18 protein-coding genes are annotated in these 23,776 nt (G+C 66.2%); 9 read left to right on the top strand and 9 right to left on the bottom strand.

Going from position 1 to position 23,776, the window contains the following annotated elements:
- Positions 1-147 precede the first annotated feature (147 nt).
- A complete protein-coding gene (locus ACFPQ5_RS23800) occupies positions 148-1,116 on the top strand; it encodes a LysR family transcriptional regulator (RefSeq protein ID WP_379761508.1) in 969 nt (322 codons plus the stop codon).
- Positions 1,117-1,154: 38 nt separating this feature from the next.
- The gene (locus ACFPQ5_RS23805; protein WP_379761510.1) at positions 1,155-1,991 is read left to right on the top strand and encodes a CAP domain-containing protein; all 837 of its coding nucleotides are present in this window, start codon (positions 1,155-1,157) and stop codon (positions 1,989-1,991) included.
- Here the strand turns inward: ACFPQ5_RS23805 and ACFPQ5_RS23810 are convergent.
- Complete coding sequence (locus ACFPQ5_RS23810; protein ID WP_379761512.1) at positions 1,988-3,073, bottom strand: alpha/beta hydrolase family protein; 1,086 nt, start codon at positions 3,071-3,073, stop codon at positions 1,988-1,990. The genes ACFPQ5_RS23805 and ACFPQ5_RS23810 overlap by 4 nt on opposite strands.
- A 140-nt stretch (positions 3,074-3,213) precedes the next feature.
- A complete protein-coding gene (locus ACFPQ5_RS23815) occupies positions 3,214-5,292 on the bottom strand; it encodes a M13 family metallopeptidase (RefSeq protein WP_379761514.1) in 2,079 nt (692 codons plus the stop codon).
- A 265-nt stretch (positions 5,293-5,557) separates the two neighbouring features.
- On the opposite strand from ACFPQ5_RS23815, the gene ACFPQ5_RS23820 reads away from it, so the two are divergent.
- Positions 5,558-6,460, top strand: coding sequence for a helix-turn-helix domain-containing protein (locus ACFPQ5_RS23820; RefSeq protein ID WP_379761516.1), 903 nt, complete (start codon positions 5,558-5,560; stop codon positions 6,458-6,460).
- On the opposite strand, the gene ACFPQ5_RS23825 is transcribed toward ACFPQ5_RS23820, so the two are convergent.
- The 5 genes from ACFPQ5_RS23825 to ACFPQ5_RS23845 all read right to left on the bottom strand — a co-directional run bounded on the left by ACFPQ5_RS23825 (position 6,447) and on the right by ACFPQ5_RS23845 (position 15,463).
- Complete coding sequence (locus ACFPQ5_RS23825) at positions 6,447-7,760, bottom strand: MFS transporter (protein WP_379761518.1); 1,314 nt, start codon at positions 7,758-7,760, stop codon at positions 6,447-6,449. The two genes, ACFPQ5_RS23820 and ACFPQ5_RS23825, sit on opposite strands and share 14 nt — an antisense overlap.
- Entirely contained in the window at positions 7,753-10,227 is a 2,475-nt protein-coding gene (locus ACFPQ5_RS23830; protein ID WP_379761520.1) for a family 20 glycosylhydrolase, read from the bottom strand. The genes ACFPQ5_RS23825 and ACFPQ5_RS23830 overlap by 8 nt, the downstream gene beginning before the upstream one ends.
- Positions 10,228-10,231: 4 nt before the next feature.
- The gene (locus ACFPQ5_RS23835) at positions 10,232-12,880 is read right to left on the bottom strand and encodes a TonB-dependent receptor (RefSeq protein ID WP_379761522.1); all 2,649 of its coding nucleotides are present in this window, start codon (positions 12,878-12,880) and stop codon (positions 10,232-10,234) included.
- A gap of 340 nt (positions 12,881-13,220) precedes the next feature.
- Complete coding sequence (locus ACFPQ5_RS23840; protein WP_379761524.1) at positions 13,221-15,149, bottom strand: PQQ-binding-like beta-propeller repeat protein; 1,929 nt, start codon at positions 15,147-15,149, stop codon at positions 13,221-13,223.
- 113 nt (positions 15,150-15,262) lie between these two features.
- Complete coding sequence (locus ACFPQ5_RS23845) at positions 15,263-15,463, bottom strand: DUF2905 domain-containing protein (protein WP_379761525.1); 201 nt, start codon at positions 15,461-15,463, stop codon at positions 15,263-15,265.
- Between the two features lie 401 nt (positions 15,464-15,864).
- Between ACFPQ5_RS23845 and ACFPQ5_RS23850 the strand changes: the two genes are divergently transcribed.
- The 5 genes from ACFPQ5_RS23850 (at position 15,865) to ACFPQ5_RS23870 (ending at position 20,416) form a co-directional block, all read left to right on the top strand.
- Complete coding sequence (locus ACFPQ5_RS23850; RefSeq protein ID WP_379761526.1) at positions 15,865-16,374, top strand: host attachment protein; 510 nt, start codon at positions 15,865-15,867, stop codon at positions 16,372-16,374.
- Between the two features lie 111 nt (positions 16,375-16,485).
- Positions 16,486-17,064 (top strand): lipocalin family protein, encoded by a 579-nt coding sequence (locus tag ACFPQ5_RS23855; protein WP_379761527.1) that lies wholly within the window; start codon positions 16,486-16,488, stop codon positions 17,062-17,064.
- A 223-nt stretch (positions 17,065-17,287) separates the two neighbouring features.
- The gene (locus ACFPQ5_RS23860; RefSeq protein WP_379761528.1) at positions 17,288-18,211 is read left to right on the top strand and encodes a bestrophin family protein; all 924 of its coding nucleotides are present in this window, start codon (positions 17,288-17,290) and stop codon (positions 18,209-18,211) included.
- A 198-nt stretch (positions 18,212-18,409) separates the two neighbouring features.
- A complete protein-coding gene (locus ACFPQ5_RS23865; protein WP_379761529.1) occupies positions 18,410-20,029 on the top strand; it encodes a methyl-accepting chemotaxis protein in 1,620 nt (539 codons plus the stop codon).
- 48 nt (positions 20,030-20,077) lie between these two features.
- Entirely contained in the window at positions 20,078-20,416 is a 339-nt protein-coding gene (locus ACFPQ5_RS23870) for a zinc ribbon domain-containing protein YjdM (RefSeq protein ID WP_379761531.1), read from the top strand.
- Between the two features lie 66 nt (positions 20,417-20,482).
- Here ACFPQ5_RS23870 and ACFPQ5_RS23875 read toward each other — a convergent pair whose 3' ends face one another.
- Together ACFPQ5_RS23875 and ACFPQ5_RS23880 are read right to left on the bottom strand one after the other, a co-directional pair.
- Positions 20,483-21,199 (bottom strand): hypothetical protein, encoded by a 717-nt coding sequence (locus tag ACFPQ5_RS23875; protein ID WP_379761532.1) that lies wholly within the window; start codon positions 21,197-21,199, stop codon positions 20,483-20,485.
- A 141-nt stretch (positions 21,200-21,340) separates the two neighbouring features.
- Positions 21,341-22,561 (bottom strand): serine hydrolase domain-containing protein, encoded by a 1,221-nt coding sequence (locus ACFPQ5_RS23880; protein ID WP_379761533.1) that lies wholly within the window; start codon positions 22,559-22,561, stop codon positions 21,341-21,343.
- A 154-nt stretch (positions 22,562-22,715) separates the two neighbouring features.
- On the opposite strand from ACFPQ5_RS23880, the gene ACFPQ5_RS23885 reads away from it, so the two are divergent.
- The gene (locus ACFPQ5_RS23885) at positions 22,716-23,702 is read left to right on the top strand and encodes an LLM class flavin-dependent oxidoreductase (protein ID WP_379761739.1); all 987 of its coding nucleotides are present in this window, start codon (positions 22,716-22,718) and stop codon (positions 23,700-23,702) included.
- The last annotated feature ends 74 nt before the right edge of the window (positions 23,703-23,776 follow it).

Raw genomic sequence — 23,776 nt, forward strand, 5'->3', positions numbered from 1 at the left:
TGGAAATAACCGGACCGCCGGTCGCTGCACTGTCGGGAGCGGGCGCCGGCGGTCACTACACTAGCCAGTATGCGTATTCCGCGCACGCGTGGGTAGGCCGCACGAATGATAAGATCTATTCCAACCAGGAATAGATGGAGACATAAAATGGACCGGCTGCGTTTGATGGAAACCTTTGTCCGGGTGGTCGAGACCGGCAACTTCTCGGCTGTCGCGCGCGAGGAGCGCGCGACACAGTCGAGCATCAGCAAGCAGATCCAGGCGCTGGAAACCCTGCTCGGCGCCAAGCTGCTGGTGCGCTCGACGCGCAGCCACGCGCTCACCGAAGCGGGCAAACGTTATTACGAGCGCTGCCGCCAGGTGCTCGACACGCTGGAAGAAGCACGGGTCGAAGTCCAGCGCACCGAGAACGACATCGCCGGCGTGCTGCGCGTGGCGGCGCCGGTTTCCTTCGGCCGCCTGCACATCGTGCCGCGCCTACCCGCCTTTTTCGAACGCTACCCGCAGCTGAAAGTCGACCTGCAGCTCGACGACGGCTTCGTCGACCTGGTCGTGGGCGGGATCGACGTCGCCTTCCGCGTCGGCGAATTGAAGGACAGCCGCCTGATCGCGCGCCGCATCGGCACCGCGCACCGCGCCGCGCTGGCCTCCCCCGCCTATCTCGCGCGCCATGGCGAACCGCAGCATCCGCGCGAGCTGCGCGAGCATCAATGCATCGTCTACACGGGCCTGGCGACGATGAACGAATGGAGCTTCCAGGACGAGGAAGGCGCGCAGCATTCGGTGCGCGTCAACGGCCACCTGCAGTCGAACAGTTCGGAAGCGATCCGCCAGGCCGTGGTCGAGGGCCTCGGCATCTGCTACACGCCGCAATGGGTCTACGGCGACGACATCCGTGCGGGGCGCGTCAAACCGATCCTGACGCGCTACCGGCTGCCGCCGCTGCCGCTGAACGTCGTGTTCCAGCCGGCGCGCCGGCCCTCGCTGAAGATCAGCCACTTCGTCTCGTTTTTCGCGGAAGCCTTCGCGCGCGATCCGGACATCTCGCCGATGCTGGCGAGCGAGGACGCGCCGCACGATGCACTGGGCAGGCTGGGCGGCTTCACGGCGCGATGAAAACGCCACGTCCGGCGGCGCACGGGTATGCTGGAACGATGATCCGTACGCTTATCCTATTCGCAGCGCTGCTGGCCGGCGGCGCCCAGGCCCAGAACGATACGCGCCTGATCTCGCTGATCAACGCCTACCGCGCCGCGCCCGGCGAATGCGGCGGCGCCCGCCCCGCGCCGGCACCCGGTTTGAAAAACGACCCGCAGCTGGCGCGCGTGCGCATGGGCGCCGGTTCCTTTCCCGAGTACGAACTCGAACGCGTCGGCTACCATGCGGCCCAGGTCGAGGCGATTTTCGCGCGCGGCGCGCAGGATGCGAAGGGCGTAATGGACCTGATCCGCACGCCCTACTGCCGCGTGCTGCTCGATCCCGCCTACCGCGACATCGGCGCGACGCGCCAGGGCAGCGAATGGACGATCGTGCTGGCCCGCCCCCTGCTGCCGATCGACCTGCCTGCGCAGGAGGTGGTGGGTCGCGAAATCCTGGACGCCGTGAACGCCGCGCGCGCCGTGCCGCGCAATTGCGGCGAGCGTGCCTTCGGCGCGGCCGCGCCGCTTGCATGGAACGATGCGCTGGCCACGGCCGCGCTGGCGCACAGCCGCGACATGGCAGCGCGCCGCCACTTCGGACACCAGGGATCGGACGGCAGCATGGTCGCCGCGCGCGCCACCCGCGCCGGCTACCGCTGGCGCCTCGTCGGAGAAAACATCGCGGCCGGGCAAACCTCGGCCGCCGAAGCGGTGGCCGGCTGGATCGAGAGCCCGGGTCACTGCGCCAACCTGATGAATCCCCTGTTTACCGAGATGGGCGCGGGCTACGAGATCAGTCGCGCAAAATTACCCGGCTTCGTCTACTGGACCCAGGTGTTCGGGGTGCGCTAGCGCCCCTGTGTCTGCTGTACGGCCCAGTTGCCGATCAGCGCCAGTGCGCGCGGCGACATGGTTTCCTCGATGCCGGCCACCTCCGACAGCGCACCGGTGGGCGCGGTCTGGAAGAAGTGGTTCAGGCCGGGCAGGCGCTCGACCCGCGCGCGCGGATTGGCGGCCAGCGCCTGGCGCAAGGCCGGGATGTTGTCCGCCGCCGTCACGACTTCGTCCTTGTCCCCTACCAAAGCCAGCACCGGGCAGGCGGCCTGGCGCAGCAGGGCTTGCGGATCGATCTTCAGCAGCGTGTGCATCCAGGGCGTCAGAAAGGGCGCGAGTTCGTCTTCCGAGTAAGGGCGTCCGTATTGGCTGGACGCGCTGCGGTAGAGCGCGCGCACCTTGGCCGCGCGCCCGGCTTCGCTGCCCGGCGCCGTCGCCGCGGCAAACACCGCCTTCTGCAAAGCCAGTTCGCGCGCCAGGTACGCGGCGGGTTCCTGCGCCAGCTGGCGCCGGGTGCGCGCCAGCAGCATCTCGTCGGCCGGCACGCCGTTCCCCGCCATCAGCACCAGGAAGGCGATGCCCGGCGCCTTGGCCGCGACGATGCTGCCAACTAAGCCTCCTTCGCTATGGCCGATCAGCCCGATGCGCTCGGGATCGATGTCCGGGCGGCCGCGCAGGAAGGCCAGGCCGGCCTGGATGTCGGAAGCGAAGTCCAGGCTGGTGGCGCGCGCGAACTCGCCGCGCGAGCGGCCGATGCCGCGCTTGTCGCTCCTGAGCACCGCGAAGCCGCGCCGCGTCAGGTCATCGGCCAACACCGCATAGAACTGGTGGCCGAACAGGGAACCGTCGCGGTCCACTTCGCCCGAACCGGGAATCAGCACCACCGCCGGATGGGGGCCGGGCGTGCGCGGCACGGTCAGCGTACCTTCGAGTCCGATGCTGTCGTTGTCGTACTCGACCTGCTGCACCGCATACGGCAGCGGCCCGCTTGGGGTTTGCGGATGCGCAGGCAGCTGCAGGCGGGCGTAGGCAAACCAGGCGGCCGCAACGAGGACCAGGAAGCAGGCCAGGCGCAGCAAATGAAGGGAGCGCGTCTTCATGCGTGTCGGCGGACAATCGAAACGTCCACTCTAGCATTCGCATGCCGCCTGAATTTACGCGCAATGTCACAATTGGCGTAAAAGTGTGTAATGGTTTGTATCCGGCGCAGACATTTGCCGGCGCCGGATACTGCGGGGTCTTACCAGAAGATGACGCGCTGTTCCGGCGCCAGGTACATCTTGTCGCCCGGTTTCACGTCGAAGGCTTCATAAAAGCCCGGGTGGTTGCGCATGCTGCCGTTGACGCGGAATTCCGACGGCGAGTGCGGGTCCGATTTCACCTGCGAGATCAGGGCCGCATCGCGCGCCTTGCCGCGCCGTGCCTGGGCCAGGCCCATGAACAGGCGCTGCTCGGCCGTGAAGCCGTCGATGGTCGGCGCCGGTTTGCCGTTCAGGTAGATTTTATAAGCGCGGCTGGCCATGATGGCGCCCGCGTTGTCGGCGATGTTCTCGCCCAGCGTCAGCTCGCCGTTCAGGTTATAGCCCGGCAGCGGGCTGTAGGCGCCGTACTGGGCCACCAGCACTTTGCCGCGCGCGGCGAATTTTTCGGCGTCCGACTTGGTCCACCAGTTGCGCAGGTTGCCGTCGCCGTCGAACTGCGAACCCTGGTCGTCGAACGCATGGCTGATTTCGTGGCCGATCGAGATGCCGACCGCGCCGTAGTTGATCGCCGGTTCCGCGTCGGCGTCATACAGCGGATACTGCAGGCGCGCGGCCGGGAACACGACTTCGTTCAGCTCGGGGCTGTAGTAGGCGTTCACCGTCTGCGGCGACATGTGCCAGGCGGCGCGGTCGACCGGCTTGCCCAGCTTGTCGATGCCGTACTGGTGGGCGAATTCGCGCGAACGCATCACGTTGCCGACCAGGTCATTGCGGGCGATGTTCAAGGACGAGTAATCGCGCCACTTGTCCGGGTAGCCGATCTTGGCCTTCATCTTCGAGAGCTTCAACTGCGCCTGCTTCTTGGTCTCGTCGGTCATCCAGTCCAGCGTCTGGATGCCTTCGCGGAAGGCGATGATGAAATTCTTGACCATCGCTTCGACCTGCTGCTTGCGCTCGGCCGGGAAGTGCGCCTCGACATAGGCCTTGCCCACCACTTCGCTCAGGTCGCGGTTGACCTGGGCGATCGCGCGCTTTTCCAGCGGACGGTTCACCTTCGCACCCGACAGCACACTGCCGCGGAAAGCGAAGCTCTCGTCCACGAAAGGCTGCGACAGGTAAGGCGCGTAGGCGCTCAGCAGGCGGAAGGTGAAATACGCGCGCCAGGTGTCCAGCGGGGTGGCGACGATGATCTTGTCCAGGCCAGCCAGGTAGGTCGGCTGGCTGACGATCAGCGAATCGACCTTGCCGTTCACGCCCACACCCTTGGCCCATGCGCTCCAGTCGAAGTGCGGCGTCAGTGTCTTCAACTGGGCGAACGTCATCTTGTTGTAGCCCTTGACCGGATCGCGGTTCTCGACGGCGCTCCACTGCACGCGCGCGATCTCGGTTTCCAGTGCCAGGATCTGGGCCGCTTCCTGCGCCGCGTCGGCGTGGCCGGCCAGCGCCAGCATCTTCTCGACGTGGGCCTGGTATTTGCTGCGGATATCCTTCAGGCGCGCTTCGTCCTGCAGGTAGTAGTCGCGGTTCGGCATGCCCAGGCCCGACTGGCCGACGTCGACGATCATGCGCGTCGAGTCCTTGTTGTCCTGGTGGACGTACATGTCGAGCGGCGCGCCGGCGTCCAGGCGCGAGAAGCGCGCCGACAGGGCCGCGATGCCGCGCTTGTCCTTCAGGGCCGCCACGCGCGCCAGCTCGCCCTTCAGGGGCGTGAGTCCGAGTTCGTTGCGGCGCGCTTCGTCGATGAAGCTGGCGTAGTAGTCGCCCATCTTCTGCGCAGCCGACCCTTTGCGGGCTTCCTTGTCGAGTGCGGCCTGTTCGATGATGCTGCGCACCTGGCCCTCGACCTTGTCCTGGGCGACGTTGAAGGCGCCCCAGCTCGAGCGGTCCGACGGGATCTCGACGTCCTTGAGCCACTTCCCTTGGCTGTAGCGGAAGAAGTCGTCCTGTGCCCGCACGCCGGCATCGATGGCGCCGGTGTCGACGCCGGAACCGGCGCTGGCCGCCGCGGCCGTGGGTGCCGCCGTGGCGGTGGCGTCGTGGGCGCCGGCGTGGACGCCGATGTGGGCACCAGCGGCGAACAGGCCCGCGATCAGGCTGCTGCACAGGGTACGCTTCATGTTTTCTCCGTCAATGAATGAATGTTGTAATCGGGCGATCCTAATGGATGTGCCAGGCGATGGGAAGACCAATCGCATATGCATGCCGCCTTTGCACAACGCCTGTCAGTACGGGCGCTATTGCAAACAACACACATGTATTGACAAGAGGTTCGCCAAGGGACGGGACTTCAGCCATAATGAGGTCAACTTAGTTCGAGATGCCGTCGATGCCGCGTTCAAGATCAGCCGTTGCGCCCCATTGTTCCCGCGCCGGGGAGGCACGGTGAAACCGACTTCGCGCGTCTCGCGTTTGTACGAAGTGATGGACCTGATGCTCGACTCGGTGGGCGATCCGCTGGCGCTGAAGAACCTGGCCGCCTCGGCCAGCTACTCCTCCTTCCACTTCGACCGCATCTTCCGCGAGCTGACCGGCTTCTCGGCAGTCGAATACCAGAGAAAGCGCCGCCTGCGCCGCGCCGCCCACCTGCTGCGCCACGAGCCCGACGTGTCGGTCCTGCGCATCGCCCAGGATTGCGGCTTTCCCTCGAACGCGGCCTTTGCAAAGGCCTTCAAACAGCAGTTCGCGATGTCGGCCAAGGCCTGGCGCGAAGGCGGCTGGCGCAGCTACATGGACCAGCAGGTCGGGCGCGAGAGCGACGTCAGCTTCTTTGTCGCCGAGCCGAACAACCTGGCCGTGATCCTGGCGCCCTACTGCCCGCCCGAACCGGGCAGCGTGGCCGCGCGCATCCGCGTGCAGGCGCTGCCGGCGATCCACCTGCGCTACCAGCGCTTCTTCGGCCAGTCGGGCGCGGCCCTGTCGATCGCCTGCAACGATTTCATCTGCGAACGCGAACGGCGCGGCGACACCGCACCCGGCACGCCCTGGTACGGCGTGTTCGACGAGGATCCCGGCTTCACGGGCGAGCGCGAATACTGCTACGACTTCGGCTTCGCCGGCGACAGCCGCCCCGACCCCAGCCTGGGCACGCGCACCCTGCCGGCCGGCAGCTACGCCTGCCTCGACTTTGCGGGCGAGTGGCCGCGCTTTCGCTCGATGTACGAAGACTGGCTGGACCGCCAGGAATTCTGGCGCCTGGACAGCACGCGTCCGCACATCCAGAAGGTCGAACGCGGCCTGGACGGCGCCTGGCGCGGCTGGCTGGCGCTGCCCGTCAAGAAGCGCTGACGCCCTTCTCCGACTCTCGGGCCGGCGCTTCAAGTCGGATCACGCAGCTCAGCACCAGCACCGGCAGCGCGCAGGCCAGCACCCACAGGAAGAAGGAGCGGTAGCCGAGCGCCTGCTGGATGTCGCCGCTGATCACCTTGAACAGCACGAAGCCGAGCTGCATGAAGCCGGTGCCGAGCGCATAGTGGGCGGTCTGGTACTTGCCGCTGGCGACCACCTGCATGATGAACAGGATGATCCCGACGAAGCCGAAGCCGTAGCCGAACATCTCGGCGCCCAGCGCCACCGCGATGACCGGCAGCGCATCGGGTTGCGCCGTGCTCAGGTAGTAAAAGACGAAGTTCGGCAGGTTCATCGCCAGGATCAGGAAAGGCATCGCGCGCCTCAAACCGATCCAGGCCGTGAAGTAGCCGCCGGCGATCGAGCCGACCAGGAAGGCCACCGTGCCGGCGGTGCCGTAGACGGCGCCGACTTCGGCCGTGCTGAGGCCGAGACCGCCGACGGCGCGCGCATCGCGCAGGAACAGCGGGCCGATGGTCTGGATCTGGCCTTCGGCCGCGCGGAACAGCACGATGAACAGGATCGCCATCCAGATGCCGTCCTTGGCGAAGAAGGCCTTGACGACGTCGACCAGGGTGCGCGCGACGGCGCGTGCCGAGCCGGCGTTCGAGGGCGCATTGAGCGTCCCCGGCAGCGCCCAGCCGTGGTACAGGCCGAGGCTTGCCAGGCCCGCGCCGAGCAGGCAGAACACCACCGTCCACGCCGCGCTGGTGCTGATGCGCGCTTCCAGGTAGCCGGCCAGGATCACCAGTCCACCCAGGGACAGGAATTTCGCGGCATTGAAGAAGGCGCCCTGCCAGCCGGCGTAGGCCGCCTGCTGGCGCGCGCTCAGGCTGGCGATGTACAGGCCGTCGGCCGCGATGTCGTGCGAGGCCGAAGCCAGCGACACCACGGCCAGCAGCGCGATCGTGATGCCGAACCAGCCAGGCAGCTGCAGGGCCAGCGCCAGCGCAGCGAGGGCGGCGCCGCCGAGCAGCTGGAAGGCCACCACGAGTCTCTTCTTGCTGCGTGCCAGTTCCATGAATGGACTCCACAGTGCCTTGAACACCCAGGCCAGGCCCAGCACGCCGGTCCAGCGCGCGATCTGCTCGTTCGGCACGCCCATGCTCTTGAACATCAGCCCCGCCACCAGCGCCACCGCGTAGAAGGGCAAGCCCTGCGCCAGGTACAGGGTCGGTACCCAGGCCAGCGGGTGGCGGATAGGCGCGGCCGGCGCGGCGGCGATCGGGACGTCAGGCATCGGTACGGTCTTTCAGTTCAAGAGTGAGCACGCGGCTGCTGCGTGCGCGCGTGTCGAAGCTGGCGATCTTCAACACGGCATCCGGCGGCACGGCCACCGGCTCGCGGTAGCGCGCACTGGCGGCATCGGGCTCGGTGCCATCGAGAGTGTAGCGCAGCGCCAGGCCCGGGAAGGCGGTGTTCGCATGCACCCATCCACCCTCATGAACGGCGCCGGGCGGCGGCAGGCGGTAGCCGTAGGCCAGCGCACGATCGAGGAAGGGCAGCGCGCGTTGGCCGAGGCGGTTGGCGAACTCGTTCCAGGCGTCGTCGATGCGGCGCGCGCGCTCGGCCTCGTCGGCAACATCGTGCCAGCCGGGGTCCGGGCTCCAGGCCCGTTCGGCCAATGCCAGCAGGCGCGGCGCAGCCAGGTATTCGATGCGTTCGCGCGAGTGGGCATTTTCTCCCCACAGCTGGCCCTGCAGACCGAGCACGCGGCCGGGCTGCGCCAGCCGCACCAGGCGCGCGCGGGCTTCGGGGCTGAGCGCGCGCCCCATCTGGTCGGCGCCGGGCAACGCGTTCAAATCGAGCGGACAGAAAGCAAAGGCGCTGCGGGTATCGACGAAACCGGCCCAGTAATAGCCCGGCTCCTGCGGATCCTTGGCATAGGCGAGGTCGAAGTACAGGTGCGAGGCGTTCGCCAGCACCACTTCGTAGCCGGCGTTGGCCAGCTTCCAGGCGCAGTCTTCCTGGCCCGAGCCGCTGGCATTGTTCCAGACATAGACTTCGAAGCCCGGCCCGGCGAAGCGCGGATCGGCCGCCACGCCCTCCCCGGTCGCGACGAGGGCCGTATCGTCCCAGCCGGCGAAGGCGACACCGTGGCGCGCGAGGATGGCGCGGCAGCGGGCGACGAAATCGGCGCGCAGTTCGGCGACCTCATTCCAGCCCTGCTCTTGCATGCGCTGGCGGCACAGGGGCGAGCCGAGCCAGGCGCCGTGCGGCACCTCGTCGCCGCCGGTGTGGATCGCGCGCAGCGGCACGCCGGCCTGGCGGAACAGGCGCGCCACTTCCGCCACCACGGTATCGATGAAGCGGTCGACGGAGGGACGTGCGATGCAGATCACGTTGTCGTGCCAGAGCTGCACCGATTCGTAGACGGAGGCATCGTCCGGATCGTCGAGCCGATAGGCATTGGCGCCTTCGACGTCGCCTGCCGCCAGCAGACGGTCGTGGCGCACGCGCATGGCCTGCACCGCGGCGCGCGCATGACCAGGCATGTTGAACTCGGGGATCACCTCGATGTGGCGCGCATGGGCGTAGCGCAGGATCGCGATGAATTCGTCGTGCGTGTAGTGGCCGCTGCCGGCGGACGCATCGACGCGCGCGCCGGAGCCGAAGGAAGGCTGCAGGCAGGGACGGCCGTCGCTGCTGACGCCGCGCCGCGCGCCGACTTCCGTCAACTCCGGCAGGGCTGTAATGGGCAGACGCCAGCCTTCGTCGTCGGTGAGGTGAAAATGAAAGCGGTTCAGTTTATACAGGGCCATGCAGTCGAGCAGGCGCAGCACCGTGTCGACATCGGCGAAATGGCGGGCGACGTCGAGCATCATGCCGCGATGGGCGAAACGCGGCGCATCGAGGACGCGCCCATACGGCAAACTGCCATCCACACCGGCCAGCTGGCGCAGGGTCTGCACGCCGTTGAAGACGCCGTGGGCGCTCGCTCCGCGCAGGTGCACCCGGTTCGCCTCGATCTCCAGCAGGTAGGCCTCGTCGGGCGCCGGCGTAGCGGCATCGACCGGGCCGGTCTCGAGCACGATGACGGCGTTCGACCGGGCCGGCGGCAAGCCGGCCAGGATCGCGCGCAGGAACAGGGCTTCGTTTTCCAGCCCCGGCTGGCAGCGCACGACGGTGTCGCGCCCGACGTGGCTGGTTCCTTCCGAAAAACTCGCGGACACGGGCTGCGGCGTGATGCGTCCGACTGTCTCGATCGGTAGCAGCGACACGGCGCCGTTGACGCCGAAACGCCGCGCCGCATCCATCGGCGGCACGACGTCGCCAGCACTGCGCCGCAGCTGCTCCGGCCGCGTGAACGGCGCAATGTCAGGATCGCCCAGGTCGATGACTTCTCCGCCCACCGTGACCAGATAAAACCCGAGCGGCGCATCGGTGCGGCTGATCGCCCAGAAGCGCGCCTGGTAGCCGACCTCGAAAGCGCCGCCGGGCAGCCAGGAACCCGTATCGAGCGCACGCAGGCGGAACAGGTCGCCGTTCACATGATCGATCCTGAAGCCCGTACTCACCGTTTCGGGAAGCAGCTTGCGGCAGGTGTTGAAGTAGAGCTGCCAGCCCGGTGCGATCGGCCGCGTGGAAGCGTTACGCAGCGTCAGCCGCGCGGCAAAACGGTCGCCGTCGACACCGTTCGCCACACACTCCCAGCCGATCGCCACCGGGGCGCCGCCGCATGGCGGGCCCGGATGTGTCGTCGGCATCGGATCAGAGCTTGCCGCGCAGGCCGACGTAGAAGGTGCGGCCGTTCGAGTAGAAGGCCCGCGGGCGGTCCTTGTTCTCGGCGTACATCTTGATGGTCTCGTTGGTCAGATTGAGCGCATCGAAGGTCAGCGTCAGCTGCTCGGTGAGCTTGACGTTGACGGAGGCCGCCAGCGAAGGCATGTCGTCCACGTGCTGGCTGGCGCCGCGGTCCACGCCGGCTTTATACGCCGAGCGGAAGTTGTAGGCCAGGCGCGCGCTGAAGCGCTCGTTCTCGAAGTAGCCGGTCAGGTTCCAGGTGCGCTTCGAGGAGTTCAGCAGCTCGCCGCCGTCATCGAGTTCGCCGTCGGCGAAAGTGTAGTTGGCGAGGAAGCCGAAGTTGTTCCATAGGGGCTGCTGCCAGCTCAACTCGACGCCCTTGTTGGTGCCGGTGGTGTTGAAGGGAGAGGTGATCTGGTACTCGGCCGGGCTGCTGCGCTTGTTGTTGTAGTAGGTGCCGGTGCTGGTGCCCTGGGCCACGATCGAGCGCAGGTCCATGTAGAACAGGCCGGCCGAGAGCAGCGCTTTCGGAGCGAAATACCATTCGGCCGAGAGGTCGAAATTGGTCGAACGAACCGGGTCGAGATTGACGTTGCCGCCGCTGCCGCTCAGGGCGTCGTCGTTCAGCGAGACCGAGCCGCCCAGCGCCGAATAATCCGGACGGGCGATGGTCTTGGCCACGGCCGCGCGCAGCACCAGGTCGTCGCGCGCATCGAATTTGAGGTTCACGCTCGGCAGGTAGTCGCGGTAGGTGCGTTTGAACGTGGTCGGCGTGTAGGGGCCGAAGGCCGAGCCCGTGATCGGGTTCGGGCCGCCCGGCAGGTTGACGACCGTGGTCTGGCGCGTCTCGACGGCGCGCAGACCGAGGTTGCCGCTCCAGCGGTCGACACCGAATTCCGCCATGCCGTACAGGGCCGAAGTCTTCTCGCCGACCTGGAATTCGTCCATCCAGTTGTGGCGCACGGTGTAGTCGAGCAGGCGGTTGCCCGGCACCGCACCCCAGGCGCCGAGGGCCGCGCCGTCGTACTTGAAATAGTTCGAGGACAGGTTGCCGCCCAGGTCGTTCGCGAAGTCGGACGGGTACATCTGGCCGTTCCAGGCCGGGCCGGGATTGGTGAAGCCGAGCGGTCCCGGACGCGTTTCCAGCGGGTGTTCGGCGGTGCGGTGGTGGTCGGTAAAGCGCGCACCAAAACGCAGGTTGGTCACCAGCGAATCGCGTACGCGCCAGTCGGCATCGAGCTGCGCATACTTTTCCTGGTCCACCGATTGCGCTTCGCCGCCGCCGGCCCAGGCCGTGCTGCCCGGCGAGGTGGTGTTCCCGCCCGGGTAGCTGACGCTTGCCGGCGACAGGCCGTTCAGCGCATACACCATGCCGCCGTCGACGTTGTTCTGGTAGAAGACGTCGTCGCGGTCGTAGCCGACGCCGTGCGTCTTGCCGAGCTTGCCGGAGACGGTCAAATCGTCGTTGACCTTGTACTTGCCGTTGAAGTCGAGGTACCAGGATTCGCCGCCGGCGTTCGGGCGGTAGATGTTGTCGACTTCGCCGTTGTTGACGGCAAAGCCGGCGCCGACCAGGGTGTTATTGCGCACAACCGGATTTTGCGGGATCTGGTTGGCGCTGTTGATCGAATTGGCTGGAGCGGCCAGCCAGTTGGTGTTCTGGTGCGGGGCCTTCAGCTCGGAATAGAAGCCGTTCAGGTCGAGGCTCAGGCCGCGCATCGGGCGCGTCTCGACGTCGAAGGCGCCGCCGCTGCGCTTTTTCGTCTGCTCGAACAGGGTCGCGCCGATGAAGGTCGGCACCAGCACGCCGGCCAGGCGTGGATCGGCCACCGCCGCCGCGCTGGTCGCAGCGATCGGCGTGTAGCCGAGGATTTCCTGGCCATCGCGGCGCACGGCCGCCTTTTCGCTGAAGCCCTGCAGCAGGAAGCCGACGGTATTGTCCGCATTCTTCCAGGCGACGAGGCCCGAGAGGTGCGGCTCGGCCTTGCCCGACAAATCGTTGTAGTTGGCCTGGATCGAGCCCTCCACCGTGAGCGGCTGGCGGAAGTCGAGCGGACGGCGGGTGATGACGTTGATGGCGCCGGAGACGCCGCCTTCGACCAGGTCGGCGCTGGCGCTCTTTTGCACGACGATGGAGCCGACCAGTTCCGAGGGCAGCAGGGAGAAGCTGCTGGAACGGCCGACGTTGCCGCCGATCTGGTTCAGCAGGAACCAGTCGCCGGTGCTGATGGCGTGGCCGTTGAACAGGGTTTGTTGCAGGCTCGGGCTGGTGCCGCGCAGGCTGACGCGGTCGTTCTCGCCGAAGCCGCCTTCGCCGCCGGCCGAGGACTGCGTGTTCACGCCCGGCAGGCGCTGGATCGCATCGGCGACGTTTTTATCCGGCATCTTGCCGATGTCCTCGGCGGTGACGACTTCGACGACGCCGTCGGCGTTGCGCTTCTGGCGCAGCGACTGCTCGAGCGCGGCGCGCACGCCGGTGACGACGACTTGCTGCATGCCGGCCTCGCCCTCAGCCTGCTGAGCGCGCGCCTGCTGCGCCGCGCTCAGCGCCAACACCATCACCGCCGCGGCGATCGCCGTGACCTTGTACTCCTGCCGTGCCATCAACTGGTTCATGTTCTCTCCAAAACATTCGTTCGATTGTCGTGCAAACCCGTATCGAATCCGTCGGGCGCTTTAGAGCGCCTAACAAAACCGTCATGGCCGCGTTGCAGCGCCTCGCCGTACCCTCGTACTGTCTTCGGCGCTGCGCCTTGCCCTGACGGTTTTGTTAGGCGCTCTTAGGTGGGCGCCTCTCTCTTCGTATGGAGCGCATTGTGTTGTCATTTCGAGCGCCATGTTTGTCAAATCTTGCTGAGCGTATGGCTGTGTCATATTTCGGACATGCGCGTATGGCAAGCGTATGCGCGAAAAAAAACGCCACCCGGAGGTGGCGTCGTGTCGTGCGCGGAGCCGGTCAGCGCAGGTTGATGGCGACCTGCTTGCCGTTCGTCCCGAAGATGTACAGCACGCCGCGATCGGAAATGGCCAGCTCGCCGCCGAGCGGATAGCTCCACACGACCTGGCGGGTAGCCAGGTCGAGCGCCACCGTCGCGTTCGGCGCGCTGACGAACAGCAGGTTCGACGTCACCACCATGCGCTCGAAGGGAGTGTAGAGCGACCAGTTGGTCAGGCCGACCGACTTCCACTGCAGGGCGCCGGTCGCCGCTGCGCGCGCTTCGACGGCATTGCCATCCTCCGCCAGGGAATAAACGATCCCGTTTGCCACGACTGCTTGTCCGACCGGTTTGCCTTCGATGACCCATGCACGCGTCCGCGCACGCAGGTCGAATCCGAGCAGGCGATTGTGGTCGATGACAAAACCCATGCCGTCGCCCAGCACCATCTGGGTAGCCACCGGAACGGTAAGCGGCGCGCCCTGGTCGGCGATCGTGTACGCAGTGCTGCCATCGGCGGTATTGAGCGCACGGACCTGGTTGGAAGTGTAGACATATGCCAGGGCGCCGTCGACCGCCGGCGCGCAGACAATCGTCGTGTCCAGGGCATTGTCCCAGGCAACGGCTCTTGGTGCCGGGTCATACTTCGAGACGCGGTCGAAGGAACTATAGACCATGCCGTCTGCAACGGTCAGCGAGGAACGGCATTCCGAGATGAAGCGGTTCATTCTCGTGCTGAGCAGGATGTTCAGTGCCTGGTCGAACATTGAGAAGGACAACACGCTCCGGGGCGATGTCACAAACACCCTGCCGTTCGCAACAGCGGGCGGGTTGACGGCGCCTGCGGCGCCCAGGTCGGAACGCCACAGGACGTTGCCGCTTCCTTCGTCGATGGCGATCAGTTCGCGGGTTGCATACGCGGTACTGGCGACCGTAAACAGCTTGCCGTTCTCGATTGCCGGCGCGGTGATGATACCGAGCTCGGTATCGGGCTTGCTCCAGCGGCGCGTGAAGCGTGCCGGATCGAAGCTGGCGGGGACGTAGGCGTTATGCGCGGCATTGCCGTCGGCATTGCTCCACGGCGCCAGACCGGGAATGGCTGCCAGCGTCGTCAGGTTCGTGCCTGCCTTGACCGCCACCTTCACCGGCACGCGCCATGGCGAGCCGACCACCGGATTCTTGCATTCGCTTGCATTGTCGTAGCACAGGCGTACCTCGAGCGAAGCCGTATAGTCGCCTTGCGCCAGGGAGGCAAGCGTAGTCAGCTTGGCCCGGTACTGTGTGCGGCTTTCCTGGGTGACCGTGATCCCCGGTGCGAGTACGCCGGTGCCGCCGGATACGCCCACGGAAACCGGCACGTCGAAGGTGGAATTGACTGTGATCCCGAGCTGCATCGACATCGGCTCGCCCTCGTAGGCGACCAGGTCGGGCGCCGCCGGCGTGAACGTCATGCGCTCCTGGGCTTGCGCGGCCGCGGCGACGTCTACCGTCAGCGGCACCGACCAGGGCGAACCTGGCAAGGGCTTGGCGCAGACTTTGGGATCGTCTTCGCACAGGCGGACCTGGAGCCTGGTCGTATGGGTGCCCGCTGCCAGCATGGCCGTCTGCAAGCCGACGATGTAGTCGAGGTCGGATTGCTTGCTGATCGATATCTGGGGCGAGACCAGGCCCTTGTCGTCGATGACCGCGACGTTGAATGGCTTGTCGAAGGTCTTGCTCGACGTGGCCCTGACGGTGAAGTGGACCGTTTCGCCCTGATAGGTCTTGAGCGACACGGTTCCCGGTGTCAGCGTCAGCCACGATCCATCCGCGACGACGGGTGTCGTCGTCGTTCCGGACGTTCCGCCGGACGGACTGCCCGGTCCTGCGCTACCACCACCGCCGCCGCCGCAGCCCGCGACGAACACCGCAACGAGCATCCCGGCTATCGCCGATTTTCCGAAACCCATGTTCTCCGCCCTGTTATTTTGTTATTAAAAATAAGAAACAAAATTATACGAGCGAAGTTTTCTTTTAAATAACAATTATTTCACAATGACGTATGGAAGAGACAGTGTCATCTTCAGCGCCGGAAAATCCAGAGAATGACCGAGATGACGATCGAGACGACGATGCAGGTCACGATCGGAAAGTGAAAGCTGAAGCCGTCCCGGACGACGTGGATGTCGCCCGGCAGTCGGCCGAAGGGGAGCCGGCGCAGCCAGGGCCAGGCCAGGCCGATGGCGGCGATGACGATGCCGAGGACGATCAGGGTGCGCTGCATGGGCGGTTCCAGGATGGTGGACAGGAGCTCCTTACGCTCTCATTGTGCCCCTGCCGGGAGCCGCGGCGGCGCGCGCCAGGGGATGCATCGTGGTGTGCGTCGGACAGGAAACCCCGGTGCTACACTGAATTAACACGACGATCGGATGCAGTGATCCCGGTCGCGCGGATCGGGCGCCGGCCATCCAGCTGGCTCGGCCCATCCGTGCTCCGCCCACCGTCACGGCGGTCGGTCGGCCGATGTGTGTGCGCAGTGCCCATGCCGGGTGTGCGCAGGCATCGGCGGACCCTGACGGGGCGCATCTGCATGCGGTCGCCGGTCTTTCGCGTTTGCACCCGGTCCGGCATCGGCCGGCCACGGGATCGAACATCATTCACGCTTCATTACTGACAGGGGGTAGCATGCCAACAACCTGGATTATCACGGCCAATGCGGGCCGAGCAAGGTTCTTCTCCGAGGACGGTCCAGCAGAACCACTGCAAGAAATGCAAGACATGGTCAACAATGGCGCGCGCCTGCGCGCCCAGGAAGCCGAAACCGACCGGCTCGGAACGCTGGCAGCAGGCAAGACCGGCCACAACATCGGCGGCGCACAGGGCGGCCCGTCGCAGCACAATGCCGCCGCCGGAGCGCCGAACAGCCAGTACGAACCGAACCAGACGCCGGCCGAGCACGAAACCGAATTGTTCGCGAAGGACCTCGCGCAATACCTGCTGAAAGCCCAGCAGGAGGGCCGCTACCAGCATCTGGTGCTGTCGGCGTCGCCGCAATTCCTCGGTACCCTGCGTAACAATCTCGATCCGCACGTCCGGGCTGCGATCAAGCAGGAATTCAACAAGGACTACACGCAAGTGCCTGTCCACCAGTTGCGCGAGCAGCTGCACGCGGCCCAGGCCAAGTCCGCAGGTTAAGCACCCTGCACACCCATGCGTCACCGGCCCTTGCGGCCGGTTTTTTTATTCGTGCGGCCGGGTTCGCCGTTGCGCCCTACCATGGCGGTATCGAAGAACGAGGATCCATCCATGAATAAGCGACTGACGCCGGCCCTGGTCAAGGGCACGCTGCTGGCTTCCGTGGTCCTGCTCGGCATGAAGGCCTGGGCCGCCAGCAAGGAAGCCAATCCGCGCAGCGACCTGGCGACCATTCCCGCGCTCGACCTGCCGCGCTACCTCGGCCAGTGGTACGAGATCGCGAAGTTCCCGAACCGCTTCCAGAGAAAATGCGCCGGCTTCACGACGGCGACCTATACCGCCCTGCCCGACGGCCGGGTGCAGGTCGAGAACCGCTGCCGCCAGGCCGATGGCAGCACCGATGTGGCCGTCGGGGTGGCGCGCCAGGTCGGCGGCCCGGACTCGCCGCGCCTGAAGGTGCGCTTCGCGCCGGCCCTGCTGTCTTTCATCCCCCAAGTCTGGGGAGATTACTGGATCATCGACCTCGACCGCGATTACGGCCTGGCCGCGGTGAGCGAGCCGGGACGCGACTACCTGTGGATCCTGTCGCGCACGCCGACCGTCGGCAAGCCGGCCTACGATGCGCTGGTGGCGCGCCTTTCCGGTCAGGGGCTCGACGTGCGCAAGCTGGTACGCACGCCCCAGGAGTAAGGAGTATTTACGCGGGTGTTAATCCAGCGGCAAGCATTCACGCTATCAATATCAGGAATCGGGAATGTGAATTGGGCAAGATCGCGCCGGGCAGCGAGAATGGCCTCCCGTTTTTTGCCGCGCCGGCCATTTGCCGGTCTGGCTTAGTTCGTTCACTCCTCCGGAAATCCAGCATGAGCCACCCGATCGCCAGCGTCTCCGCCCTACTTTGCGGAGGTGCGCCATGATCGTGCGTGAACGTCCAAACGGCCTGCGTCTCTTTCTCACCATGCGCGGCTCGGTCCTGCCGAGCATCTGGAAAAGCCTGGCGATCACGACCTTGCTGGCGGTGTTCGTCACCCTCAGCCACGGCCGCCTGTGGGACCACAAGATCCAGCTCACCGTCGTTCCGTTTACCCTGATGGGCTTGCCGCTGGCGATCTTCCTCGGCTTTCGCAACAATTCGGCCTACGACCGCTACTGGGAAGGCCGCAAGCTGTGGGGAGAACTGGTGCTGCGCAGCCGCAATTTCGCGCGCCAGTGCCTGAGCCTGATCGATGAAGATGGAGAGGCACCCGCCTTGCGCGAGCGCATGATCCGGCGCGCCATTGCTTACGCCCACGCCCTGCGGCACCAACTGCGTTGCAGCGATCCCGCGCCCGACGTGGCGCCGCACCTGCTGCCGGCCGAATGGACGGCGCTGCGCGGCCGCGTCAACCTGAGCCAGGCGCTGATGCTGGAAATGGGCGCCGACCTGGCGCGCTGCCGCCGTGCCGGCATGCTCGACAGCGTGCGCGCCGCCGCGCTCGACGCGACCGTGTCGAGCATGGTCGCCACCGCCGCTTCCTGCGAGCGCATCAAGAACACGCCCGTCCCGTTTTCCTACACGCTGCTGCTGCACCGCACCGCCTACCTCTACTGCTACCTGTTGCCCTTCGGCCTGGTCGATTCGATCGGCTACCTGACGCCGCTGGTGGTCGCCATCGTCGCCTATACCTTCTACGGCCTGGACGCGCTGGGCGACGAGATCGAGGAACCCTTCGGCCTGTCGCCCAACGACCTGCCGCTGGACGCCATCTGCCGCACGATCGAGATCGACCTGCGCGATGCCCTCGGCGAGACCGAATTGCCGCCGCCGCTGCTGCCGGTCAATTACTGGCTGCGCTGAGCCACCGGCGCGCAGGGCGTACCGATAACCGGCAGTAATCATTTCGTTGCCTTGTGGCTACATAAAGGCGCAATTTCGTCGTCGTGTCCGGAATTTAAAGACGAAATCGGCAAAAAGTGCAAAGATGATTCTGATTTCCATCAGGAAATCAGAAGAATTTAACATTTTGCCATGTCTGGCTGCACGGTAAGGCGTCCCATGAAACTCGCTGATTTCAAGATTCGTACCCTCCTCCTGGCCGGCTTCGGCACGGTCCTGTCCCTGATGCTGCTGCTGGCCGCGATCGGCATCCTCCAGATCGACAAGGCCAATACCCTCACCACCCACCTGACGGCCGACAGCATGCAGCGCGCCGACGAACTGCAGGAGTGGCTGGGGATCGTCGAAACCAATGCGGCGCGCACCCTGGCGGTCGCCAAGCTGGCCGACCCGGCCGCCGAAAAATTCTTCCTCGACGCCATGGCTGCCTCCTCCAAGCGCGCCGACGAATTGCAGAAGGCGGTCAAGGAAGGCGTGGCGGACGATCCGGCCGCGCTGGCGCTGCTCGACGAACTTGGCACGGCACGCAAGCAGTATGTCGACGCGCGCAAGACCGCGTTCAAGCACAAGGCCGACGGCGAACTCGAGGCGGCCGCGAAGTTTTTCGAGAGCGACATGGTGCCAAAGGTGCAGGCCTATGTCGGCGCCCTGCGCAAGCTGCTGGCGCACGAACAGCAGGCAGTCGCCGCCGACAGCGCGCGCATTGCCGACGGTTTCGTATCGGGACGCCGCATGCTGCTGGCGCTGGCCGCCGTGGCCCTCGCTGCCGGCATCGGCTTCGCCTTCTTCATCAGCCGTGCGATCGCGGTCCCCCTGCGCGCCGCCCTCGATGTGGCGCGCACCGTGGCTGAAGGCGACCTGAGCAGCAGAATCGTGCCGCAGGGACACGGCGAAACCGGCGCTCTGATGGGTGCGCTGAAGGACATGAACGCCAACCTGGTCGGCATCGTAAGTCAAGTCCGCAGCGGCACGGCGACGATCGCCGAGGCCGCCGACCAGATCACGGCCGGCAACCTGGAACTGTCCTCGCGCACCGAGCAGCAGGCCAGCGCGCTGGAAGAGACCGCCTCCTCGATGGAAGAACTGACCTCGACCGTGCGCCAGAACGCGGACAATGCGCGCGAAGCGAACGTGCTGGCGCAGTCGGCCTCGGACGTGGCCGGACGCGGCGGCGTCACGGTCGGCCGCGTGGTCGAGACCATGGACGCGATCACGGAAGCGTCGAAAAAGATCGTCGACATCATCGGCGTCATCGACGGCATCGCCTTCCAGACCAATATCCTGGCCCTGAACGCCGCGGTGGAAGCGGCGCGCGCCGGCGAGCAGGGACGTGGCTTTGCCGTCGTCGCCTCGGAAGTGCGGGTACTGGCCCAGCGTTCGGCCGGCGCCGCCAAGGAAATCAAGGCCCTGATCGGCGACTCGGCCGGCAAGGTCGAGGAAGGCAGCCGCCTGGTGGCCGACGCCGGCGCCACGATGCAGGAGATCGTCGACAGCATCGGCCGCGTCACCGCGATCATGTCGGGCATCGCCATGGCCAGCCAGGAGCAGTCGCTCGGCATCGAGCAGGTGAACACGGCCATTGCGCAGATGGACCAGGTGACCCAGCAGAACGCGGCCCTGGTCGAGGAAGCGGCGGCCGCCTCGGAAGCCTTGCGCGGACAGTCGCGCACGCTGTCGGAACTGGTGTCGACCTTCCGCTTCGACGATGGCGGCGCGCGCGCCGCGGCGCCGACGCGCACGGCACGGCGCGCGCCGGCACTGGCGCTGCGCCACGCTTGATCATGGCCGGGGCGATATACTCGCCCCTTTCTCCTTTTGCCTTGACCTATGAGCGCCCTGCCTCCCTGCCCCAGCTGCCAGTCCACTTATACCTACGAGGATGGCGCCAACCTGGCCTGTCCCGAATGCGGCCATGAATGGCAGCCCGGCGCCGCCACGTCGGCGGAGACGGCCCGCGTCTACCGCGATGCAGCCGGCAACATCCTGCAGGACGGCGACACGGTCACCGTCATCAAGGACCTGAAACCGAAGGGTTCGGGCGGCGTCATCAAGCAGGGCACCAAGGTCAAGAACATCCGCCTGGTCGACAGCGACCACGACATCGACTGCAAGATCGACGGTTTCGGTGCGATGAGCCTGAAAACGGAATTCGTGCGCAAGGTGTAGCGTTCAGCTGCCCCTGATACGACAACACCAGCCCGCAGGCTGGTGTTTTTTTATGCGCCGGAGAAATTAGCGTCCGGTGCCGGTCGTGGTGGTGCCGGTGCCGGTGCTGTTCGTACCCGAGGTGCCGGTCGTGCCCGAGGTGCCCGAGGTACCGCTGGTGCCCATCGAGCCGGACGTGCCCATCGAACCCGACGTGCCGCTGGTGCCCGAGGTGCCCATCGAGCCGGAGGTGCCGGTGCCGGTCGAGCCGCTCATGCCGCTGCTGCCGCTGGTACCGGTGCCCATCGAACCGCTGGTGCCGCTGGCGCCGCTGCCCATCGAGCCGCTGGTGCCGGTCGCGCCGGTGGTGCCGCTGGTGCCGCTGGTGCCGCTGTCCATCGAACCGCTGGTGCCCGAGGTGCCGGACGTGCCGCTGGTACCCGAGGTGCCGCTCGTGCCGGACGTGCCGCTGGAGCCGCCCGTGGTGCCGCTGCCGCTGGTGCCGCTGGCGCTGCCGCTACCGCTGGTGCCCATCGAACCGCTGCTCGATGCGCCGCTCGAGCCGGTGGTGCCGCTGCTGCTCGAGCCGCTGCTGCTGCTCGACTTGCTCTTTTGCTTCTTGTGCTTCTTGGTCGACGATTTCTTGTGGTCGTCAGACTGGGCGCTCGTGGTCTGCGAGCCCGATGCGCTGCTGCCGCTCTGGCCTTCGGTGGTGCTCGTTTGTGCGCTTGCATTGAACGAGGTCGCCATCGCGGCGGTGATCGAGGCGGCCAGCAGGCCTTTCAACAGTTTATGCATTGTCATGTTTATCTCCTAATGATTCGGGCTTGAGGAAAGCTCAACAATATCAATGGCATACAACATTGATTGAGCAGGTGGCCGAGTTTAGAGAGGTCATTTGGAGAGCAGCGCACGTTAGCCGATTGGAAAGATACGCGACACGCATCAGTGCGCGTTTTTTAGCCCCGCGGCACGTGCCGCCAGGGTGGCGATCTCGGTGTACAGCGGCAACACATTCGCCTTGTCGTCCGGATAGACGCGATTCGACAGGAAGACATAGAAGCTGCGCGAACCGGGATCGATCCAGAGCACGCAGCCCGTGAAGCCGGTGTGGCCGAAACTGCCGATCGGAAACAGCGTGCCGCGCGGGCGCTGGGCAAAGGGCGAATCGATGTCCATGCCGAGCCCGCGCAGGGCCGCGATGCCAGGCGGGCTCTGCACGGTGCTCAGGAGACGCACGCTTTCCGGAGAAAGCACCCGCACGCCCTCGAGTTCGCCGCCATTCAGGAGCATGCGCGCATAGCGGGCGATGTCGCCCACGGTGCCGAATACGCCGGCCGAGCCGGCCACGCCGCCGATGCGGCGCACCGTCGGGTCGTGGACCACGCCCTGCAGCAGCGTACCCGCGCCGACGTCGCCGTGCAGCGCAGTGGCCTCCCCTGCCTTGTGGGTCGGCGCGATGCCGGCGACACGCATGCGGCGCAGCGGCAGGTAGCCGGTATGCGTCATGCGCAGCGGCCCGAACAGGCGCTGCTGCGCGAAGGCATCGAGTTCCATGCCGGACAGTTTTCTCACCAACTGTCCCAGCAGGATGTAGTTGATGTCGGAATAGCGGAAATAGGTGCCCGGCACATGCGTGACCGTCTGCGCGCAGGCCATGGCGTGGGCCGTGGCGTCGCCCTGCCAGGCCGGCTTGCCCGGCAGCCCCGCCGCCAGGCCCGAGGTGTGGGTCAGCAGGTGGCGGATCGTGATCGCGTCCTTGCCGCCGCTCCTGCACTCCGGAAAATAATCGACGAGCTTCGCGTCCAGGTCGAGCTTGCCGTCCTCCGCGAGCAGCAGGATCGAGGGCGCCGTCGCCAGCACCTTGGTGAGCGAGGCGGCATCGAACACGGTGTCGGGCGTGACCGGCGCCGCATCCGGTTCGTAGCTGAGGCGGCCGTAGGCGCGTTCGTGGACGGCGCCGTCGCGCTCCAGGTGGAAGACCGCGCCCGGCATGCGGCGCTCGGCGATGGCCTGTTCGATCGCAGCGTCGATGCGGGCGAATTGTGTGCGGTCGAGCCGGTCCGCTGGCGGCGTATGGGCGCAGCCGGCAGTCAGTACGGCGAAGCAGGCGGCGGCCAGCGCGCGCCTGTGCTGGAACAGGCGGCGGAAGGAAAACGTGTGCATGGAAAACCCGGGCAGAAGGAGGTGGCGGACGTGACGTGGACGCCGATGATAGGTAGGCAAGTTCTGCCGGTCAATCTTTACGCCGAGATCTTGCCGCGCCGCATTTTCCGGGCTCGTCCAGCGCGAAAAAATCCTTCGGCGTATCATGGACCGCATGATTCCTTTCTCGATACTCGACCTGTCGCCGATTGCCGAAGGCAGCGACGCACGCACTTCTTTCCACCATTCCCTCGACCTCGCCCAGCATGGCGAACGCTGGGGCTACAACCGCTTCTGGCTGGCCGAACACCACGGCATGCCGGGCATCGCCAGCGCCGCCACCTCGGTGCTGATGGGCTATGTGGCAGCCGGTACCTCGACGATCCGCGTCGGCGCCGGCGGCATCATGTTGCCGAACCATTCGCCGCTCGTCATTGCGGAACAGTTCGGCACCTTGGAGTCCCTGTTCCCGGGCCGCATCGACCTGGGCCTGGGCCGCGCGCCCGGTTCCGACCACACAACCGCGCGCGCCCTGCGCCGCAACCTGGCCTCGGATGCCGACGAATTCCCGCAGGACGTACTGGAACTGCAGGATTATTTTGCCGACTCGCCGCGCCGCCAGGTGCGCGCCGTGCCCGGCGCCGGCCTCAACGTGCCGCTGTGGATCCTTGGCTCCAGCCTGTTCGGCGCCCAGCTGGCCGCCCATCTGGGCCTGCCCTATGCGTTCGCTTCGCACTTCGCGCCGCAGATGATGATGCAGGCAATCGAACTGTACCGCGCCAACTTCAAGCCGTCGGCACAATTGGACAAGCCTTACGTCATGCTCGGCTTTAACGTGTTCGCGGCGGACACCGACGACGAGGCGCAGTTCCGCGCCACCTCGATGCAGCAGGCCTTCGTGAACCTGCGCAGCGGCCGCCCGACGCGCCTGCAGCCGCCGGTGCGCGGCTACCTGGAAGCGCTGGGGCCGTCGGAACGCATGATGCTCGACGCGGTGCTGTCGTGCTCGGCGATCGGTTCGCCGGAGACGGTGGCGCAGCAGTTGAAAGCGTTTATTGCCTATACCAAGGCGGATGAGTTGATGATTACCTCGCAGATCTTCGATCACGCGGCACGCTTGCGTTCGTACGAGATTACGGCGCAGGTGCACGAAGGGGCGTAAGCGATATCGTTTGCCGGTACGCCCGTGGTGCGCACCGGCACGTACGCGTGGGCATGCCCACCCTACGTTATGCA

Source organism: Massilia suwonensis, from assembly GCF_042655665.1.
Classification (GTDB): Bacteria; Pseudomonadota; Gammaproteobacteria; order Burkholderiales; family Burkholderiaceae_D; genus Telluria; species Telluria suwonensis.

Coding starts and splice junctions, on each gene's coding strand:
- ACFPQ5_RS23800 (WP_379761508.1), top strand. CDS start 148: ATGGACCGGCTGCGTTTGATGGAAACCTTTGTCCGGGTGGTCGAGACC.
- ACFPQ5_RS23805 (WP_379761510.1), top strand. CDS start 1,155: ATGATCCGTACGCTTATCCTATTCGCAGCGCTGCTGGCCGGCGGCGCC.
- ACFPQ5_RS23810 (WP_379761512.1), bottom strand. CDS start 3,073: ATGAAGACGCGCTCCCTTCATTTGCTGCGCCTGGCCTGCTTCCTGGTC.
- ACFPQ5_RS23815 (WP_379761514.1), bottom strand. CDS start 5,292: ATGAAGCGTACCCTGTGCAGCAGCCTGATCGCGGGCCTGTTCGCCGCT.
- ACFPQ5_RS23825 (WP_379761518.1), bottom strand. CDS start 7,760: ATGCCTGACGTCCCGATCGCCGCCGCGCCGGCCGCGCCTATCCGCCAC.
- ACFPQ5_RS23830 (WP_379761520.1), bottom strand. CDS start 10,227: ATGCCGACGACACATCCGGGCCCGCCATGCGGCGGCGCCCCGGTGGCG.
- ACFPQ5_RS23835 (WP_379761522.1), bottom strand. CDS start 12,880: ATGAACCAGTTGATGGCACGGCAGGAGTACAAGGTCACGGCGATCGCC.
- ACFPQ5_RS23840 (WP_379761524.1), bottom strand. CDS start 15,149: ATGGGTTTCGGAAAATCGGCGATAGCCGGGATGCTCGTTGCGGTGTTC.
- ACFPQ5_RS23845 (WP_379761525.1), bottom strand. CDS start 15,463: ATGCAGCGCACCCTGATCGTCCTCGGCATCGTCATCGCCGCCATCGGC.
- ACFPQ5_RS23850 (WP_379761526.1), top strand. CDS start 15,865: ATGCCAACAACCTGGATTATCACGGCCAATGCGGGCCGAGCAAGGTTC.
- ACFPQ5_RS23855 (WP_379761527.1), top strand. CDS start 16,486: ATGAATAAGCGACTGACGCCGGCCCTGGTCAAGGGCACGCTGCTGGCT.
- ACFPQ5_RS23860 (WP_379761528.1), top strand. CDS start 17,288: ATGATCGTGCGTGAACGTCCAAACGGCCTGCGTCTCTTTCTCACCATG.
- ACFPQ5_RS23865 (WP_379761529.1), top strand. CDS start 18,410: ATGAAACTCGCTGATTTCAAGATTCGTACCCTCCTCCTGGCCGGCTTC.
- ACFPQ5_RS23870 (WP_379761531.1), top strand. CDS start 20,078: ATGAGCGCCCTGCCTCCCTGCCCCAGCTGCCAGTCCACTTATACCTAC.
- ACFPQ5_RS23875 (WP_379761532.1), bottom strand. CDS start 21,199: ATGACAATGCATAAACTGTTGAAAGGCCTGCTGGCCGCCTCGATCACC.
- ACFPQ5_RS23880 (WP_379761533.1), bottom strand. CDS start 22,561: ATGCACACGTTTTCCTTCCGCCGCCTGTTCCAGCACAGGCGCGCGCTG.
- ACFPQ5_RS23885 (WP_379761739.1), top strand. CDS start 22,716: ATGATTCCTTTCTCGATACTCGACCTGTCGCCGATTGCCGAAGGCAGC.